This is a genomic window from Embleya australiensis (genome assembly GCF_051903075.1).
In the GTDB taxonomy this organism is placed as follows: domain Bacteria; phylum Actinomycetota; class Actinomycetes; order Streptomycetales; family Streptomycetaceae; genus Embleya.
On the sequence record NZ_CP182423.1, the window covers coordinates 1235393 to 1251525 of the forward strand.

At 72.4% G+C, this 16133-nt stretch carries 13 protein-coding genes; 7 read left to right on the top strand and 6 right to left on the bottom strand.

Going from position 1 to position 16133, the window contains the following annotated elements:
• Nucleotides 1-146: 146 nt before the first annotated feature.
• Nucleotides 147-1295: a glycoside hydrolase family 19 protein gene (locus tag ACMXN5_RS35580; protein ID WP_439679021.1), complete on the top strand. Its 1149-nt coding sequence runs from the start codon at nucleotides 147-149 to the stop codon at nucleotides 1293-1295.
• Nucleotides 1296-1388: 93 nt separating this feature from the next.
• Here the strand turns inward: ACMXN5_RS35580 and ACMXN5_RS35585 are convergent, their stop codons facing one another.
• Nucleotides 1389-2435: an RNA ligase family protein gene (locus ACMXN5_RS35585; protein ID WP_439679022.1), complete on the bottom strand. Its 1047-nt coding sequence runs from the start codon at nucleotides 2433-2435 to the stop codon at nucleotides 1389-1391.
• 78 nt (nucleotides 2436-2513) lie between these two features.
• On the bottom strand, nucleotides 2514-3188 hold the full coding sequence (locus ACMXN5_RS35590) for a TetR family transcriptional regulator (RefSeq protein WP_439679023.1): 675 nt from the start codon (nucleotides 3186-3188) through the stop codon (nucleotides 2514-2516).
• Between the two features lie 87 nt (nucleotides 3189-3275).
• Between ACMXN5_RS35590 and ACMXN5_RS35595 the strand changes: the two genes are divergently transcribed.
• From ACMXN5_RS35595 to ACMXN5_RS35605, 3 genes are all read left to right on the top strand, one after another.
• Nucleotides 3276-4709 (top strand): purine-cytosine permease family protein, encoded by a 1434-nt coding sequence (locus tag ACMXN5_RS35595; protein ID WP_439679024.1) that lies wholly within the window; start codon nucleotides 3276-3278, stop codon nucleotides 4707-4709.
• Nucleotides 4710-4835: 126 nt separating this feature from the next.
• A complete protein-coding gene (locus tag ACMXN5_RS35600; protein WP_439679025.1) occupies nucleotides 4836-6497 on the top strand; it encodes an amidohydrolase in 1662 nt (553 codons plus the stop codon).
• Nucleotides 6494-7579 carry a C45 family autoproteolytic acyltransferase/hydolase gene (locus ACMXN5_RS35605; RefSeq protein WP_439679026.1) on the top strand — a complete coding sequence of 362 codons (1086 nt, stop codon included), beginning with the start codon at nucleotides 6494-6496 and terminating at the stop codon, nucleotides 7577-7579. The genes ACMXN5_RS35600 and ACMXN5_RS35605 overlap by 4 nt, the downstream gene beginning before the upstream one ends.
• Nucleotides 7580-7633: 54 nt before the next feature.
• Here the strand turns inward: ACMXN5_RS35605 and ACMXN5_RS35610 are convergent, their stop codons facing one another.
• Nucleotides 7634-9064: an APC family permease gene (locus ACMXN5_RS35610; RefSeq protein WP_439679027.1), complete on the bottom strand. Its 1431-nt coding sequence runs from the start codon at nucleotides 9062-9064 to the stop codon at nucleotides 7634-7636.
• A 101-nt stretch (nucleotides 9065-9165) separates the two neighbouring features.
• Between ACMXN5_RS35610 and ACMXN5_RS35615 the strand changes: the two genes are divergently transcribed.
• Together ACMXN5_RS35615 and ACMXN5_RS35620 are read left to right on the top strand one after the other, a co-directional pair.
• On the top strand, nucleotides 9166-9864 hold the full coding sequence (locus tag ACMXN5_RS35615; protein WP_439679028.1) for a TetR/AcrR family transcriptional regulator: 699 nt from the start codon (nucleotides 9166-9168) through the stop codon (nucleotides 9862-9864).
• Nucleotides 9861-11012, top strand: a complete 1152-nt coding sequence (locus tag ACMXN5_RS35620) for a DmpA family aminopeptidase (RefSeq protein WP_439679029.1) — start codon at nucleotides 9861-9863, stop codon at nucleotides 11010-11012. Before ACMXN5_RS35615 ends, ACMXN5_RS35620 begins: the two co-directional genes overlap by 4 nt.
• Nucleotides 11013-11106: 94 nt before the next feature.
• Here the strand turns inward: ACMXN5_RS35620 and ACMXN5_RS35625 are convergent, their stop codons facing one another.
• The 3 genes from ACMXN5_RS35625 to ACMXN5_RS35635 all read right to left on the bottom strand — a co-directional run bounded on the left by ACMXN5_RS35625 (nucleotide 11107) and on the right by ACMXN5_RS35635 (nucleotide 14659).
• Complete coding sequence (locus tag ACMXN5_RS35625) at nucleotides 11107-12603, bottom strand: MFS transporter (RefSeq protein WP_439679030.1); 1497 nt, start codon at nucleotides 12601-12603, stop codon at nucleotides 11107-11109.
• A 113-nt stretch (nucleotides 12604-12716) separates the two neighbouring features.
• Entirely contained in the window at nucleotides 12717-13634 is a 918-nt protein-coding gene (locus ACMXN5_RS35630; RefSeq protein WP_439679031.1) for an ornithine cyclodeaminase family protein, read from the bottom strand.
• Entirely contained in the window at nucleotides 13631-14659 is a 1029-nt protein-coding gene (locus ACMXN5_RS35635) for a proline racemase family protein (protein WP_439681351.1), read from the bottom strand. The genes ACMXN5_RS35630 and ACMXN5_RS35635 overlap by 4 nt, the downstream gene beginning before the upstream one ends.
• Nucleotides 14660-14930: 271 nt before the next feature.
• Here ACMXN5_RS35635 and ACMXN5_RS35640 point away from each other — a divergent pair, with 271 nt between their 5' ends.
• Nucleotides 14931-16130 carry a hypothetical protein gene (locus ACMXN5_RS35640; protein ID WP_439679032.1) on the top strand — a complete coding sequence of 400 codons (1200 nt, stop codon included), beginning with the start codon at nucleotides 14931-14933 and terminating at the stop codon, nucleotides 16128-16130.
• Nucleotides 16131-16133 lie beyond the last annotated feature (3 nt).

Genomic DNA, 16133 nt, shown 5'->3' on the forward strand with positions numbered 1-16133 from the left:
ACTGGTATTGAGTGAGCCCCGCACCATCCCGTCCAGGGGCCTCGAACGAGGCAGGCGCCGGTCCCGGCACGGCAGTCGAAGTACCCGCATCGGTACTTCCGTCGATCAGGCGCGGCGTGTTTCGCGCGCCGGGGAGTGGGCTTTCCATGGCGAGAAAACGAATCATCGGGTTCCTGTTGGCCATCGCGATCGTGGGCATGGGGGCGGCGGCGCTGCCTTTCGCCTCGACCGCCGCCGCCGCGAGTTGCGCGGCCGGATGGAACGCGTCGGCCGTCTACACGGGCGGCGCCACCGCCTCGTACAACGGCCACAACTGGGGCGCCAAGTGGTGGACCCAGGGCGAGACCCCCGGAACCGCCGACGTATGGACGGACCAGGGCGCATGCGGAGGCGGCGGCACCACCGGCGGCTCCACGGGCGGGGCCACCGGCGGTACGACCGGCGGTGGCGGCACCTGTACCTACCCGGACTGGGTGGCCGGCCGGTCCTACGCGGTCGGTGACGTGGTGCACTACACGAACGGCAACTACTACCGGGCCAAGAACGCCAACCCGGGCTACGACCCGGTGATCAGCACCTGGTACTGGGAGCCGTACGCGTGCGGCGGATCCACCACCGGAACCACCACCGGATCCACCACCGACGGCAGCACCGGCGGCAACGGCGGCAACCCCGGCGACTTCGTGGTGAGCCAGGCGCAGTTCGAGCGCATGTTCCCGAACCGGAACCCGTTCTACACCTACGCCGGCCTGACCGCCGCGCTCGGCTCCTACCCGGGCTTCGCCAAGACCGGCAGCGACACGGTGCGCAAGCAGGAGGCGGCGGCGTTCCTGGCCAACGTCAATCACGAGACCGGCGGCCTCGTCTACATCGTCGAGCAGAACACCGCCAACTACCCGCACTACTGCGACGCCGGTCGGCCCTACGGATGCCCCGCCGGCCAGGCCGCCTACTACGGACGCGGCCCGATCCAACTGAGCTGGAACTTCAACTACAAGGCGGCGGGTGACGCACTGGGCATCGACCTGCTGAACAATCCCAACCTCCTCCAGAACGACCCGGCCGTCGCCTGGCGGACCGGCCTCTGGTACTGGAACACCCAGAACGGGCCGGGCACCATGACCCCGCACAACGCGATGGTCAACGGCGCGGGCTTCGGCGAGACCATCCGCAGCATCAACGGCTCGTTGGAATGCAACGGCGGCAATCCCGCGCAGGTGCAGAGCCGGATCAACAGCTACCAGTCGTTCGTATCGATCCTGGGCACCACGCCCGGGAACAACCTGAGCTGCTGAGCCCGACGGGCGGGGCGCGGCGGACCGGCACTCGGCCCGCCGCGCCCCGCCCGCAGGCCCACCCACATACCCACCCGCACAAGCGCGGCACACTCACCCCGAACCGCGCCCGCGCCCGCGCCCGCCTCGCGCGCCCTCGCGTTCGGCGGCGTCGAACCGGGCAAGCGCGCGGGCCCCCGACTCCAACGCCCGGGCCAGGCTCCGCAGTTGCGCGTCCGACAGGCCGCCCACCTCGTCGGCGATCTCCTCCGCCGCGTCGTGGGAGATCTCCTCGGCCACCGCGTCGAGGGCCGCCCGGGGCCCGAGTTTGCTCACCGCCGCGGCCGCGCGGGTCGGCGTGAGCAGCGTCGCGGCTCGCACCAGCAACCACGCCGGCACCCCGGCCGCGCCCTCCGGCGGGGCCAGGTACGGCCGGGAGCCGGCGAAGCGGCGGTCCTCGGCGAAGCCGTCCTGCTTCACCTTGATCACCGGGCGGGCCCCATCGTGCTCCCACCACTCCCCGGCCGGCTTGAGCACATACCCCTCGGCGAGGTTGTCCTCGATGCGCGGCAGCCTGAGCAGGCCCGGGACCAGGCTCGCGAACACACACGGCAGATCCCCGAGCGAGTGCGCCGAGCCGTGCCCGAGCGCCGGCACGCAGCGCAGCCCCGCGTCGGGCGCGCCCGACCGCAACGCGCGGTCCGCGATCCAGCACCGCCCGTCCGCCGTCTCCACCGCCGCGTCGAACACCAACCAGTGCAGGTCGGGCGCGTACCAGACGCCGGTCTGCACCGGCTCGCCGGCGGGATCGGCCGGGACGTCCGAATGCGGGTAGCACCCACCGGCCAACTCGCCGTACACGGTCACCGAGGCCGCCTCACCCCACACCGCCCGCAACGAGGCGGCGAAGCGCGCCGCGCCCACGGCCAACCCCGGCCAGATCCTGGCGATCCCGAAGAAGTCGTCCAGCAGCTCGTCGGACAGCAGTTCGCGCCGTTTGGCCGGCCGCACCCCGGAGCCGTCGCACACCACCGCGAAATGCGCCCCGTGCACCTTCTCCGCCGCCACCCACTCGCGCCCACCGCCCGCCCCGGGTCGCGCCTTCGCGGACATCTTCGGGTACGGCCGCAACGCGAAATCCCCGGACCTGGCTTGTGACATGGCGAAATCCTCCGCCGCCCGCATCGCGCCCGGCAACCGGGTTTCCGGATGGCGCCAAGCCCGACGCCGCCGCCCTCGTCAGAGTCGCGCCCGCAACGTGCCCCGTTCCAGGCCGAGTTCGCGTTCCGCCGTGGTGATCGCCATGTCGTCGAGCGCCGGGTGGTCGAGCCGGCCGTCGGCGTCGGCATCGGCGTTGGCGTTGGCATCGGCGTTGGCGTCGGCGTTGGCGTAGGAGCCGAGGCCGTCGACGGTGACCAGGATGTGCAGGGCCGCGCCGAGGGCGTCGTCGGTGTCGAACTCCCCTGCCACGACGCCCGCTTCGATCAGGGCGGTGAGCGCGGTACGGGTCACCGTCTCCTGGGCGCCGACCGCGTCGCGCAGGCCCTCCTTGAATCGGCTGAGGTGACGGGCGTTCAGCCACAGCCGGCTCAGGTCGAGATACGTCCCGTCGGCCAGCCGGACCAGGAACCGGGCCAGCCGGTCGATCGGCGCCAGCCCCTCCTCGTCCGCCGGCAACAACGTGTCGCGCTCCTTCGTCGCCGCGTCCGTGAACGCCTCGGCGACCAGGGTGTCCGCGGCCGGGAAGTAGTGGCCGATCAGCCCCGGCCGCACCCCCAACTCGTCGGCGACCCGGCGCAGCGTGATGCGTTCCAGGCCCTCTTCGAGGGCGATCCGCGCGGCGCTGCGCAGGATCTCCGCGCGGCGCTCGTCGGGCAGCTTGCGAACGCGGATGGGTTGGGGTCTTGACGCCATGGCCCACAGCTTATTGGATGTGCGACCATTAGCCAGTTGGCCATGCGACCAATAACCGGCTCGGCCGGCCGACCCCGAGAGGCCCCGATGACCACCACCAAGCCCACTCCCGACGCGAGATCGCAGGACATACCCGCCTCCGGATCCGCCGGGCACCGGGAAACGCGCGGCATCGACCAGGTCCCCGCCGACGAGCGCGGCGGCGATGCCCGCCGGCTGTTCGCGGTCTGGGCCGCCCCGAACGTGAGCTATCTGAGCTTTGTCGTCGGCGCCACGCTGATCATCATGGGCCTGTCCCTCATCCAGGCGATCGGGCTCATCCTCGCCGGCAACCTGCTGTGGATCTGTACCGGCGTGATCGCCGCCTCCGGCCCCGTCGCCGGCACCAGCGGGTCGGTGATCTCCCGCGCGATGTACGGCGTCCTGGGCAACAAGGTGGTCCTGGTCCTGACCGGATGGCTGATCGCCGCGGCCTACCTCGCGCTGAACTGGTCGGCCGCCTCGGTCGCCGGCATCGGCCTGGCCGCACGCTACGGCCTGCCCGACGATTCGGCCGTCGACGCCGCGGTGATCTGCGCCATCGCGGCCGGCACGATCCTGATCGCGATCTACGGATACGCCACGATCGTGCGCCTGTACTCCGGGCTCAGCGTGTTCCTGACCGTCGTGTTCATCGTGGTGACGGGCTACGTGCTCGCCGAGACCGACTGGTCGTACACGCCGGCCGAACCGCTGCACGGCGCGGCCCTCGCCGCCGCGCTCGGCGCGGGGTTCACCATCATCGCCTCCACCCCGCTGTCCTACGCCAACAGCCCCGACCTGGCCCGCTACCTGCCGCGCGACAGCAACCCGTACGCCATCGCCGGCTGGACCGCCGTCGGCGCGTACCTGCCCAGCGTCGTCTTCACCACCGTGGGCGCCCTCGCCGCCACCGGCCTGGACATGAGCGACCCCGAAGCCGCGCTGGAAAGCATCCTGCCGGGCTGGTTCATCCCCGTCTTCGTGATCGCGGTCGTGGTCAACACAATGACCAACAACGGCATGACCGCCTACAGCGCGAGCCTGTCCATCCAGTCCGTCGGCGTCCGGCTCGCCCGCATCCCCGCCGTACTGATCATCGGCGTGCTCGGCACCGCCATGACGCTGTACGCGATCCTGGTCGTCGACTTCCTCGACAGCGTGCAGACGATGTTGCAACTCGTGGTCGTGGCGACCGGTCCGGCGATGGCGGTCGCGGTGACCGACCTGATCCTGCGGCGCAATCGATACCACGGGGCCGACCTGCTCGAACAACGCCGCGGCGGGCCGTTCTGGTACCACCGCGGCGTGCACCCTGCGGGCGTACTCGCGCTGCTCGGCGGCGGCCTCGTCTCCGCGATGTGGGTGAACACCAGCTTCTGGACCGGGCCGATCGCCGCCGCGATGGCGGACGTGGACCTGGCCATCCCGTCCGGGATGATCACGGCCGCGGCGATCTACTGGGGCGTCGCCCGCGCGACCGGCACGATCCCGAGGGCGTGACCCCACCCGGACGACACCAGGCACCCCACGCAATCCGAGCCACCCGAGCACCCCGGCAACCGAGCGCCCCAAGCGCTCCGAGAACCCCGAGCACCCCGAGCACCCGGCAAGACCGAAGGAAACCGCGTGTACGCCGACGTCATCCTGTTCGCCCGGCACCTCGAACAGCCCACCGCCGCTCCCGAAGCGCCCGCAGCCCCCGCAAGCCCAGACCCGCTCGACCGCGCCGACGCCGTCGCCATCACCGGCGACCGCATCGTCGCCGTCGGCCCCGCCGCCGACATCGCCGCGCTGCGCGGCCCCGACACCGTCGTCCACGACTTCCCGGGCGCGACCATCCTGCCCGGCCTCGTCGACGTGCACGCCCATCCGGTCTGGGGCTCGATCTCCATCGGCAGCGGCGTGGACCTGCTCGGCGCCGGCACCCTCGACCAGGTCTGCGATCGGCTGGCCCGCGCCGTGCGGGAGCGGCCCGCCGACGCCTGGATCACCGGCTACGACCTCGACGTGAACGTCTTCACCGGCGACCCGACCGGACTCGTCCTCGGCGAACGATTCCCCGGCGTGCCGATCTCCCTGATGACCCGCGACGCACACGCCCTGGTGGTCAGCCCGCACGTGGTCGAGCTGATCGGCCTGACCGGCCGCGAGACGTTCACCGACGCCTCGTCCGTCGAGGTCGGCCCGGACGGCCGCCCGACCGGCTACATCGTCGAACTCCAGGCCATGGACCTGGTGTTCGCGCACTACCCCGAGGTCCCCCTGGACACCGCCGCGGAGTTCGTCCGGGACCGGCTCGAACTGCTCGCCGCCGGCGGTCTGACCGGGCTGCACGCGCTCGACTTCGCCGACCCGTCCGAGGCGGTGTACCGGCACATCGAGGCCCACGGCGAGCTGCCGCTGCGCATCCGCTGCTCCCCGCTCGTGCCGGCCGACTCCGGCCCGGACGTCTGGCAACACGTGGCCGACCTCCAGGGCCGCCGCGGTCGGCGCTGGCACGTGGCGGGCGCCAAGTTCATGCTCGACGGCACCGCCGACAACGGCACCGCGTGGTTCGACCACCCCGACACCCACGGCGAGAACCGCGAGCCGCTGTGGCGCGACGTCGACGCCTACCGCGCCGCGATGCGGTTCTTCACCGAACGCGGCATCCCGACCGCGACCCACGCGATCGGCGACCGGGCGGTGCGCTTCGCCCTCGACGTGATCGAGGAGGTCGGCCCGGTCGAACAGGCCCCACACCGCATCGAGCACATCGAGTCCATCCCCGACGACCTCCTCGGCCGCTTCGCCGAACTCGACGTGGTGGCAAGCCTCCAGCCCGCGCACGCCACCCGGCACACCCGCGCCGACGGCACCGACAACTGGTCGCGCCGGATCGGGCCGGACCGGGTCGCGCACGGCTGGCGTACCCGCGACCTGCTCGACCACGGCGCCGTGGTGGCACTCGGCTCGGACTGGCCGATCGGCCCCGGCGACCCGCGCGTCGGCCTCGCCGACTGCCAACTGCGCCGCCCCGTCGAGGAGCCGAACTCGGCGCCCGTTCAGCCCGATCAGGCGCTCACCGCCCGCGAGTCCTACGCCGGGATGACCGTCGCCGCCGCGCGCGCAGCCGGCGCGGGCGCCGAACTCGGCCGCATAGCCCCGGACTTCCTCGCCGACCTCACCGTCTTCGCGGCCGATCCGCTCACCCTCACACCCGAAGCGCAGCCCGGAAACGCCGTACTGGCCACCGTCGTCGGCGGCGAGGTCCGCCTCCACCCGCGCTCCCCGGAAGGACGCCCGTGACCACGCTCGAAGTCCCGCCCTCCCCTCGCCCCCCGCACACGCGCGGCGTCGCGCGCGGCGAACAACTGCGCGACGGCATCCCGGCCGCACTCGACGCGTACGACCGCCTGTTCGCGCTGGGCGGCATCACGCCGGACCTGGTGCGTGCCGACGCCGAACGTGCCCTCGACACGATCGGGGACTTCCACGCCGGTGCCCGGGCCGAGATCGAGGGCATCGCGCACGGCGCCGGCCTCGACCCGTGGCGGGTGGCCGCGCTCAACGCGCGCACCGAGATCCTGGCCCGCAGCGCGGTCGTGCCCCCGGGCGAGTGCACCACGATCGTGCGCCGCGTCCCGGGCGAGCCGGGCCGCACGGCGCGGACGTTCGGCGTGCAGACCTGGGACTGGCACGTCGAACTTCGCGACCTGTGGCACACGGTGGAGTCGCGCGGCGGCCGGTACGACTTCGTCGGCATCACCGAACACGGCATCCTCGGCAAGATCGGCGTCAACAGTGCCGGGCTCGCCCTGCACTTCAACATCCTCGGCCACCAGCGCGACGGCATCGGCGGCGTGCCGATGCACGTCCTCGCCGCGATCGTGCTCGGCGAGGCGGGCGGCGTCGCCGAGGCCGTCGAAATCATTCGCGGCGCGCCCCTCGCCTCGTCCGGGTCGTTCGCGCTCTTCGACGAGGGCGAGGCCGTGCTGCTCGACCTGAGCCCCGTCGGGGTGTTCGAGATCCGGCCGGAGCCGGCCGAGGGATACCTGCTGCGCACCAACCACTTCCTGACGCCGGTACCCGCCGAGGCGGAGAAGTCCCGGCTGTACCAGCCCGATTCGGGGCAGCGCTACGACTTCGTCCGGGCCCGGCTCGCCCACACCGAGCCGCCCGCCACGCCCGCCGGGCTGGCCCGGCTCCTGGTGACCGGGCCGGGCGAGCCGCCGGTGACGTGCGTCCCGGATCCCGCGCAGCCCCTCGGCGCGCGCTGGGCGAGCCTGGCCACCGTCACCCTGGAGCCGGCCGGCCGCACCGCCCATGTCCTCGACGGCACCCCGGCCGACGCGGACTCCCGCCCCTGGCGCCGCCTCACGGCGGCCTGAGCGGGTGGGTCGGGGCCGACACGGGACGGCCCCGACCCCCCGGGGGGCGATCGGCTACTCGGTCGTGTCCCGAACCGCGTCGGGCATGGTCCAGCGGTGCTCGCGCCTGGGGTACAGGTAGGCGTAGTAGTAGAGGTATCCCGCCGCGACCATGGCCACGGCGATGCCGGCCGGGCGCCAGTCGGCGTCGATCGACTCGTACAGGACGTACGCCATCACGCCGATCGCGGCCACCGGAACCCACGGCCAGGCGGGCATCCGGTACGTCGCGTGGGCGGTCGCCCCGGAGATCCGGCCGTACAGCGCGGCGACGGCGACGAAGATGTACAACAGCACCAGATTGGCGCCGGTGGCCAGGATCAGTTTGTCCAGCGGAACGAGCCAGGCGACGACGATCGCGGCGGCGCCCATGAGCAGGGTGGCCAGGACGGGGGTGCGCAGGCGCGGGTGCACCGCGGCCAGCGGCCGGCCCACCACGTCGGGCCAGGCCCGGTCGCGGGCGGAGGAGTACACCAGTCGGCCGATCTGCAGCATGATCGCGATCACCGCGTTGACGATGGCGATCGCGATGCCCAGGCTGACCACGGTGTTGACCGTGTCGCCGCCGCGTTCGAGCAGGAAGTAGTTCATCGGGGACCGAGCCGCCATGAGTGCGCTTGTACTCGGCGTGCCCAGGAGCACCGCCACCAGCGGCAGGCACTCCGCGACCACGGTGATCCCGAGCGACCACATCACGATCCTGCCGATCGAGGAGACCTGTCGGGTCTCCTCGGCGTAGTACACCGACGTGCCGTAGCCGTTGTAGGCGAACAGCGCGCTGGCGGCGAAGGACGAGATGAGCCCGGCCGAGGCGCCGACGAGCACGCCGTCCTCGCCGAGTGCGTGCGGCGTCCACAGCGTGGATATCGGTTGCTCGACGTTGACCAGACCCAGCCAGGCCAGTACGGCGATCGCGGCGAGTTCGACGGCCAGGAACACCCCGGTGACCCAGGCGTTGGTGCGGATCCCGAGCACCGAGACGAGCGAGGCCACCGCGATCACGGCCAGTCCGGTCTTCTTGCCGCCGAGCGAGTCCCAGACCACGCCCAGGTAGTCGCCGGTGCCGAGGGCGATCACCGCCACCGTCAGGACCCCGGCGAGCAGCGCCAGCGCGAACAGCGCGAAGCCCGTGGCGCGGCCCAGGGTACGTGCTGCGAAGGCGTATTCGCCGCCGGTGATCGGGAAGGCGCTGGACAACTCGGCGTAGCAGAAGGCCATCAGCATCCCGGCGACGGCCGCGAGCGCGAAGGCCAGTGCCGCCGCGCCGCCGAGCCCGCTGATCACCGACGGCATGATGATGAAGACGCTCGACGCGGGCGTGACCGCGGACAGCGTGATGAACATGTTCTCGCGCAGGCCCAGCGAACGGGACAGGTCCTGGGCGTAGGCCGGCGACTGCGGCGGCGGGGTGCCGGCGGGCGGCCGGCTGCCCTGGGTTTCGGCCATGTGGCTCCCTTGTCAGTTCTTTGACGCCGGAGTCAACGATATGGAAGAGTCCCACGTCAATGGGTTGACAATAATTTGGCACTGAAGACAAGGAATGGTGCATGGCACGTCCGAGGAATCAGACGGCGCGGCGCGAGCAGCTGGTCCACGCGGCCACCGAGGCGGTCGGCCGACGCGGGCTGGCCCAGCTGCGGGTGGCCGACATCGCCGAGGTGGCGGGCGTCGCGCGAGGCTCGGTCAACTACTACTTCAGCGATCTCGGCGACCTGCTGCGGCAGGTCTACCAACAGGCCGCGGACCGCTTCTACACCTCCCGCACGGACACCGCCTCCCGACTGCCCGATGCCCGGGACAAGCTGGTGGCCTGCGCCCGACTCGGGCTGCCGGCCGGTCCGGGGGACGAACTCGCGGTGGTGCTGTACGAGTTCAGCGCCGCGGCCCGGGACGAGAGCGAATACGCCACGCTGGCGCAGAGCCTGTACGACCGTCAGGTCGCCATGTACGGCTCGATCCTGGAAATCGGGCGCGCCCAGGGCCACTTCCGGTTCACCGAGCCGATCCCGGACGTGGCCGCGAACCTGGTCACCCTGGAGGACGGCTACGGCCTGCACATCGTCGGCCGCAACTCCTCGCTGCCGCCCGAGCGGGCCCTGGCCCTGATCCTGGCCCACGCCCGGCAGGCCACCAACTGCCCGGACCTGCGGCCGGACCGGGTCGTCCCGGATCCCGAGACGACCGGTCCCGACACCTCTCCTCGGCACACCCCGGCTTCCCAGCACACCCCGGAAGGCACCGCGTGAACGTCCCCGCCGCATCCCCCCTCACCGCCACCCCGTCGGGACGGCCCCGCGCCCGCGCCCTGGGCATCCGCCTCGACGGCACACCCGGGCCGGCCAACGCGCTCACCGACGTCCCCGGCGTCGAGATCGGCTACACCACCCTCGTCGAGGGCACGTCGGTACGCACCGGTGTCACCGCCCTGCTGCCGCGCGGGCGGGCCGACGTGGGCCTGCCGTGTGCCGCCGGACGGTATGCGCTCAACGGCAACGGCGAGATGACCGGCGGCAGTTGGCTCGACGAGACGGGCAGCCTGGCGGGCCCGGTCCTGATCACCAACACGCACGCGGTGGGGCCCGTACACCGCGGCGTGATCGACTGGACCGTGGCCAACCGGCCCGACCTCGCCCGGCAGTGGCTGCTGCCCGTGGTCGCCGAGACCTGGGACGGCTACCTCAACGACATCAACGGCTCGCACGTCCGCCCCGAACACGCGGTCGCCGCGATCGACTCGGCCGCCCCGGGCCCGGTCGAGGAGGGCTGCGTCGGTGGCGGCACCGGCATGAACTGCTATGGCTTCAAGGGCGGTTCGGGCACGGCCAGCCGGGTGGTCGAGTACGGCACGGCCCGCTATACGGTCGGGGCCTTCGTCCAGGCCAACTTCGGCGCGCGCCGCGAACTCGTCGTCGCGGGCGTACCGGTCGGCCGCCGGATGACCGAGGACAACCCGATGGAGGACACCGACTGGTTCGCCCCCGGTGGGGCGGGCTCGGTCATCGTGGTGGTCGGCACGGACGCGCCCCTGCTCCCCGGCCAGTGCACGGCGCTGGCCCGCCGGGTCCCGATGGGCCTGGCCCGCACCGGCACCACCGGAAGCCACTTCTCCGGCGACATCTTCCTGGCCTTCTCCACCGCCAACCGGGGCGCCCTGGCCAGTGGCTTCCCCCAGTCCCCGGCCACGGACGAGGACTACGACACGCTGCGCCACATCCCGTGGGGCCGCATCGACCCGTTCTACACGGCCACCGTCCAGGCGGTCGAGGAGGCGGTCCTCAACGCCCTGACCACCGCCGAGGAAACCGTAGGCCGCGACGGTCACCGCACCCCGGGCCTCCCCCACGCCCGGCTGCGCACACTGCTCGAAGAGCAGAGCCACCCCACCGGCGACTGACCCGGCACCGCGCGGGTGGCGGGTGACGCCGCCCGCGAAACGCCGCGCGGCGCCGACCCCGGGTGGGGTGGCGCCGCGCGGCGGGGGTGGGTGCTCAGTGGACGGGGGCGTGCACGGCGACCTCGCGGGCGGCCGGCCTGCGCAGGGCCAGCGCGGCCAGGGCCGTCAGCACGATGCCGGCGGCGGCCAGGTACACCGCGGTGCGCAGGCCGTCGGCGGTGGCGACGCGCAGCGCCTCGCCGGTGTGCTCGCCCAGGCCGGCGTTGGCGATGGCGACCAGGAGGGCCAGGCCGACGGCGCCGCCGATCTGCTGGCTGGTGGAGGCGATACCGGACGCGATGCCCTGGTCGGTGGGGTTCACCCCGGTCGAGGCGGCACCGAACATCAGGGTGTAGCCCGCGCCTTGGCCGATGCCGAGGATGACCAGCCCGGGAATCAGGGCGGCGTACGAGGCGTCGGCGGACATGGTCGGCGCGATGATCGCGGCGCCGGCGGCACCGGTCAGCAGCGAGGCGATCAGGATCGGGCGGATGCCGTACCGGGTGGCCAGCCGCCCCGCGGTCTGCGAGCCGACCGCGATGGCGGCCATCGGCACCAGGAAGGCCAGCCCGGTGCGCAGCGCGCTGTAGCCGTGCACGCCCTGGAAGTAGACGGTCAGGAAGTAGAGCAGGGTGCCGAAGGTGGCCATGTAGAGGAAGGTGACGCCGGTGCCGACGGTGAGGTTGCGGTTGGCGAACAGGCGCAGCGGCAACAGCGGGTCGGCACTGCGGCGTTCGACGGCGACGAAGGCGGCGAGCAGGGCGAGGCCGGCGAGCGCGGCGCCGAGCACCGGGGCTGCGGTCCAGCCGGATTCGGGTCCCTGGACGAGGGCGTAGACCACGGCGGTGATTCCGACGGTGGAGGTGAGCGCGCCGGTCAGGTCGAACGAACGGCCCCTGGTCCGCGCCGCGTCGGGGGTGATCAGCGGGAACGCGAGGGCGGCGGCGAGGGCGGCGAGCGGGACGTTGACGAAGAAGACCGATTCCCAGCCGAGGGACTGGGTCAGCACGCCGCCCAGGAGCGAGCCCAGGATCATCCCGCTGCCGCCGGCGGTGCCCCACACCGCGAACGCCCGGTTGCGTTCCCGCCCTTCGGCGAAGCTCGTGGACACGAGGGTGAGCGTGGCGGGGAAGAGGAAGGCGCCGCCGATGCCCTGGATCGCCCGGGCGGCGATCAACAGCGCGGGCGATCCGGCGAGTCCGCCGAGCAGGGACGAGACGGCGTAGAGCGACAGTCCGAGCGTGAACATCCGACGCGGCCCGAACAGGTCGCTCGCCCGGCCGCCGAGGAGCAGGAAGCCGCCGAAGGCCACGGCGTAGGCGCTGATCACCCACTGGAGGTTCTGCGCGGAGAAGCCGAGCCCGGTGCCGATCTCGGGGAGCGCGACGTAGACGATGTTGTAGTCGATCGAGATGATCAGTTGGGCGAAGGCCAACAGCGCGAGCACGAGCCCCGGCCGACGGCGGGAGGGTGTCTCGGCGATGGTGGTACCGCCGCCGGGGGCTTCGGCGGCGGCGGTCCTGCGGCGTGGCGTGGCGACTCGGGACGACATGGCGTGGCCTGTTCTGTGGAGGTGCGGTGCGGTGTGGTTCGCCTGGTGGCAAACACAAACCTAGGCGCGCGATCGACCAGCCACAGGGTGCATTCCGAGCCCGGATTCGTGGGTCAATTTCCCCCGTGCCGCCGGTGGATCTCCACCGCGACGGCCAGGTCCTCCCAGGACATCCCGACGCTCTTGAAGAACCGCGGCCGGTCCTCGGGGACCGTCCTCTCCCCCCGGACCAACTCCGCGAGGTTCACCCCCGCGTCGCGGCCCGCGTCCCACCCGGCGAGGAGCAGATCGCCGGCCTCCTTGGCGGCGGCGGAGCGCGCCTCGACGTACACGGCCGAGCGCCGAACCAGCGCGGTGTCGACCTCCCGCGCCGTCGGCTCGTGTGAGCCCACCGCCACCACGACCGCGTGGGCGGGCACCAGCGCGCCGTCGAACAGCGGCTCACGGGCCGTGGTCGCGCACACCACGATGTCGGCGTCGGCGACCGCCTCCGGCGTCCCGACCGTCGCCGCGAGGCCGAACGCGCGGGCGTGCTCGGCCAGTTCCCGGGCCGCCTCGACGCGTCGCGCGACCACCGTGAGCCGTTTCAGCGGCCGGACGGCGAGCAGGGCCGCCAGGTGCCCGTACGCCTGCGGACCCGTACCGAACAGCACCAGGTGCCCGGCGTCGGGGACGGCCAGCCGCCGGACGGCGACGGCGCTGACCGCGGGCGTCCGCAGCGCGGTCAGCGCGGCGCCGTCGAACAGCGCCAACGGTCGCAGCGTGGGCCCGTCGAGCAGCAGGTAGCTGCCGGTGATCCGGGGCAGCCCTCGGGCCGGATTGCCGACGGCGACCCCGGCGATCTTGACGCCCACGTGCGACGAGACCGCCGCGGGCATCAGGAGCAGTTCGCCGGCGGGCACGGCCACGCTCGACCGGGGCGGTGCACTCTCCGGATCGAGTCCGCCGAGCAGCGTGCGCTCGATCGTCCCGATCGCCTGCGCGGGCGTCAACTCGACGGCGATCGTGGGCAGTTGATCCGTCGCTGTCACAGCAGGAACCCCGTCCCGAGCGTGTCGTCGGCGTCGAGCAGGAACCGATGCTCGCCGGTGCGATACGCCGTGCCGGTGACCTCGGTGAGCACACCGGCGGCGTGCGTCCCGACGACCCTGCCGGTGAAGATCGTGCCGATGATCGACTCGTGGCGCAGTTCGTCGCCCGCCGCGATCCGACCGCTGTCGGCGAGCAGCGCCAGCCGCGCGGACGTCCCCGAACCGCACGGGGACCGGTCGATCTGGCCGTCGGCGAACACGGTGACGTTGCGCTGGTGGAGTCCGGTCCCGGTGTCCGGCAGTTCCTCGTGGAGGATGACGCCGTAGACCCCGGACAGGCGCGGGTCGTCGGGATGCCGGGTGGCCGGCTCGTCGGCGAGCGCGGCGCGGATCTCCCGGCCGATCGCGGTGATCTCGGGCAACTGCTCCGGGGTGACGGCGAGGCCGAGCGAGGTCGCCGAGACGGAGGCGTAGCAGGCCCCGGAGTGGGCGAGGTCGACCTGTACCGGGCCGCGCGAGGTGGTCACCGGGATCTTCCTGGCGGCGATGCCCGTGGGCACGTTGCGGAAGGTCACCGAGGTGGTCCGCCCGGCGCGGCGGTGCACGATGGCGGTGACCCGACCGGAGGGAACGTCGATGTACACCCGCGCCGTTCCGTCCGCCGGCGCCGCCACCCGCCCCGAGTCGACCGCCCACGCGCCGAGCGCGATGGTGCCGTGGCCGCACGCGGTGGAGTAGCCGTCCTTGTGCCAGAACAGCACCCCCAGATGCGCCTCGTCGTCGTCCGGCGGGACCACGAAACCGCCGTACATGCCGCCGTGCCCGCGCGGTTCGCGGGTGAGCAGTCGGCGGATGTCGTCGAGCGGGCCGGGCCGCGGCGCGGTGGCGGTACCCCCCGCCCCGAGTACGATCGCCCGCCGCTCGGCCACGGTGTCCCCGGCGATCACGGGCAGCCCACGGGAGACGATCCGGAAGGGTTCGCCGGCGGCGTGGTAGTCGACGGTCTCGATGGCGGCGATCACGATGCGGGCGCCTTCTTCCTGGGCGGGGGTGGGGACTTGCCGGGCACGAGCGGATGACACGACAGCTTTGTAAGGTGTGACATTGTATTAACAGATATCAGACACCCGCAAGTATTTCCCGGACCGATCCCCCGGGCGGCTTCCTCCATCCGCACTCTCGCCCTCGTTCTCACACCGCGCCCGCCGCCGTCCCACTCTTGGCCATTCGCCAGACGACGGTCTTTCGTGGCGGATAGGTTGAAGTGAGGCATTCCGCCTCCCCGCACCTGACCCCATGGAGGTCGAAGTGCCGCATTTCGCCTACCAGTTCCACGCCGCCGTCGGCAACTGTCAGCCGGTCCTCGCCGCTCCCGCCGGGGTGGGCGACCCGGCGCCGCGACTGATCAATCTGGCCAACACCGCCGGCGCCGCGCTGGTGCCGCACCTGGCCGGCGGAATACCCGCGGCCGGATTGGCGGCCATTCCCGCGCTGGCGGCGAACGCGCCCTACACGTGGGCCGGACTGACGAACGCGTCGCTGCGCATCGGGCTGTACCCGGCGGGACCACACCCCGCATACGAGGCGACCTGGCGCGTCGCGTCGTTGCGCGTGTCCGCCTATACGGCCGCGGGCGGCCACCTGCACGACACGCCGATCCTGGCGGCGCTGGACGCGGGCGAAAAGCGCGCCCTTGCCTACTTCACGGGCGTGACACTGGCCGTGTACACCGCCGGGATCACCGGCTTCACCTTCCCGCGCCACCTGTCCCGCCACGCCGCCGCCTACGGGGGAGCGGGCGTCGGATACACGCTCGATCCCGCGTTCGCCGCGGCCAACCTGCCCGACATCGTGTTCTTCAACCTGGGGGCGGGCACCTGCCAGGTCTGGGAGGCCAAGGGGCGCGGTGTGGGTGCGGCCGGCGGCGGTTTCGCCGTTGCCGGGGTCGCGGGGCTGCTCGGCACGGCGATCGACCAGACCCGCAAGCTCGCCACGGTGCGCATGCCGGGCGTCTTCGGCGCGCTCGTCGCGCCCAATGCCCGCATCGCCTCCGTCGCGCGGGTCAATCCCGCCGACGGCCGGTGGCACCTGCACGTGGCCGACCCCGCCCAAAAGCGGCGCCGGGAGGAAGGCGATCCCATGGAAAAGGCGAAGTTCTACGAAGAGTTCTATCGTCCCTTCCTCGAGATGATCGACGGCAGCACCGCCACGCTCACCGTCGACAGCGTGCGGTTCCGCGTCGCGGTGGTGCCGGGAACCCGGGTCCGCGTCGGGCTCGACGAACGGATCGCGGATCTCTTCGGCCAACACGTCGGCAAGCGGGGACGCCCCGAGGGAGATCGTGCCGCAACGGCGTCACCGGAGGAGATCTGCGAACGGATCGAGGAGATTGTCGAGGCGGGCTACGGCCAGGCTCCGATCGACAACCTCTACATCAGCCCGGAGGGCATCCTCACCGAAGCCGACGAGGAGGACCTGACCCAACCTCCCGCCTGACAG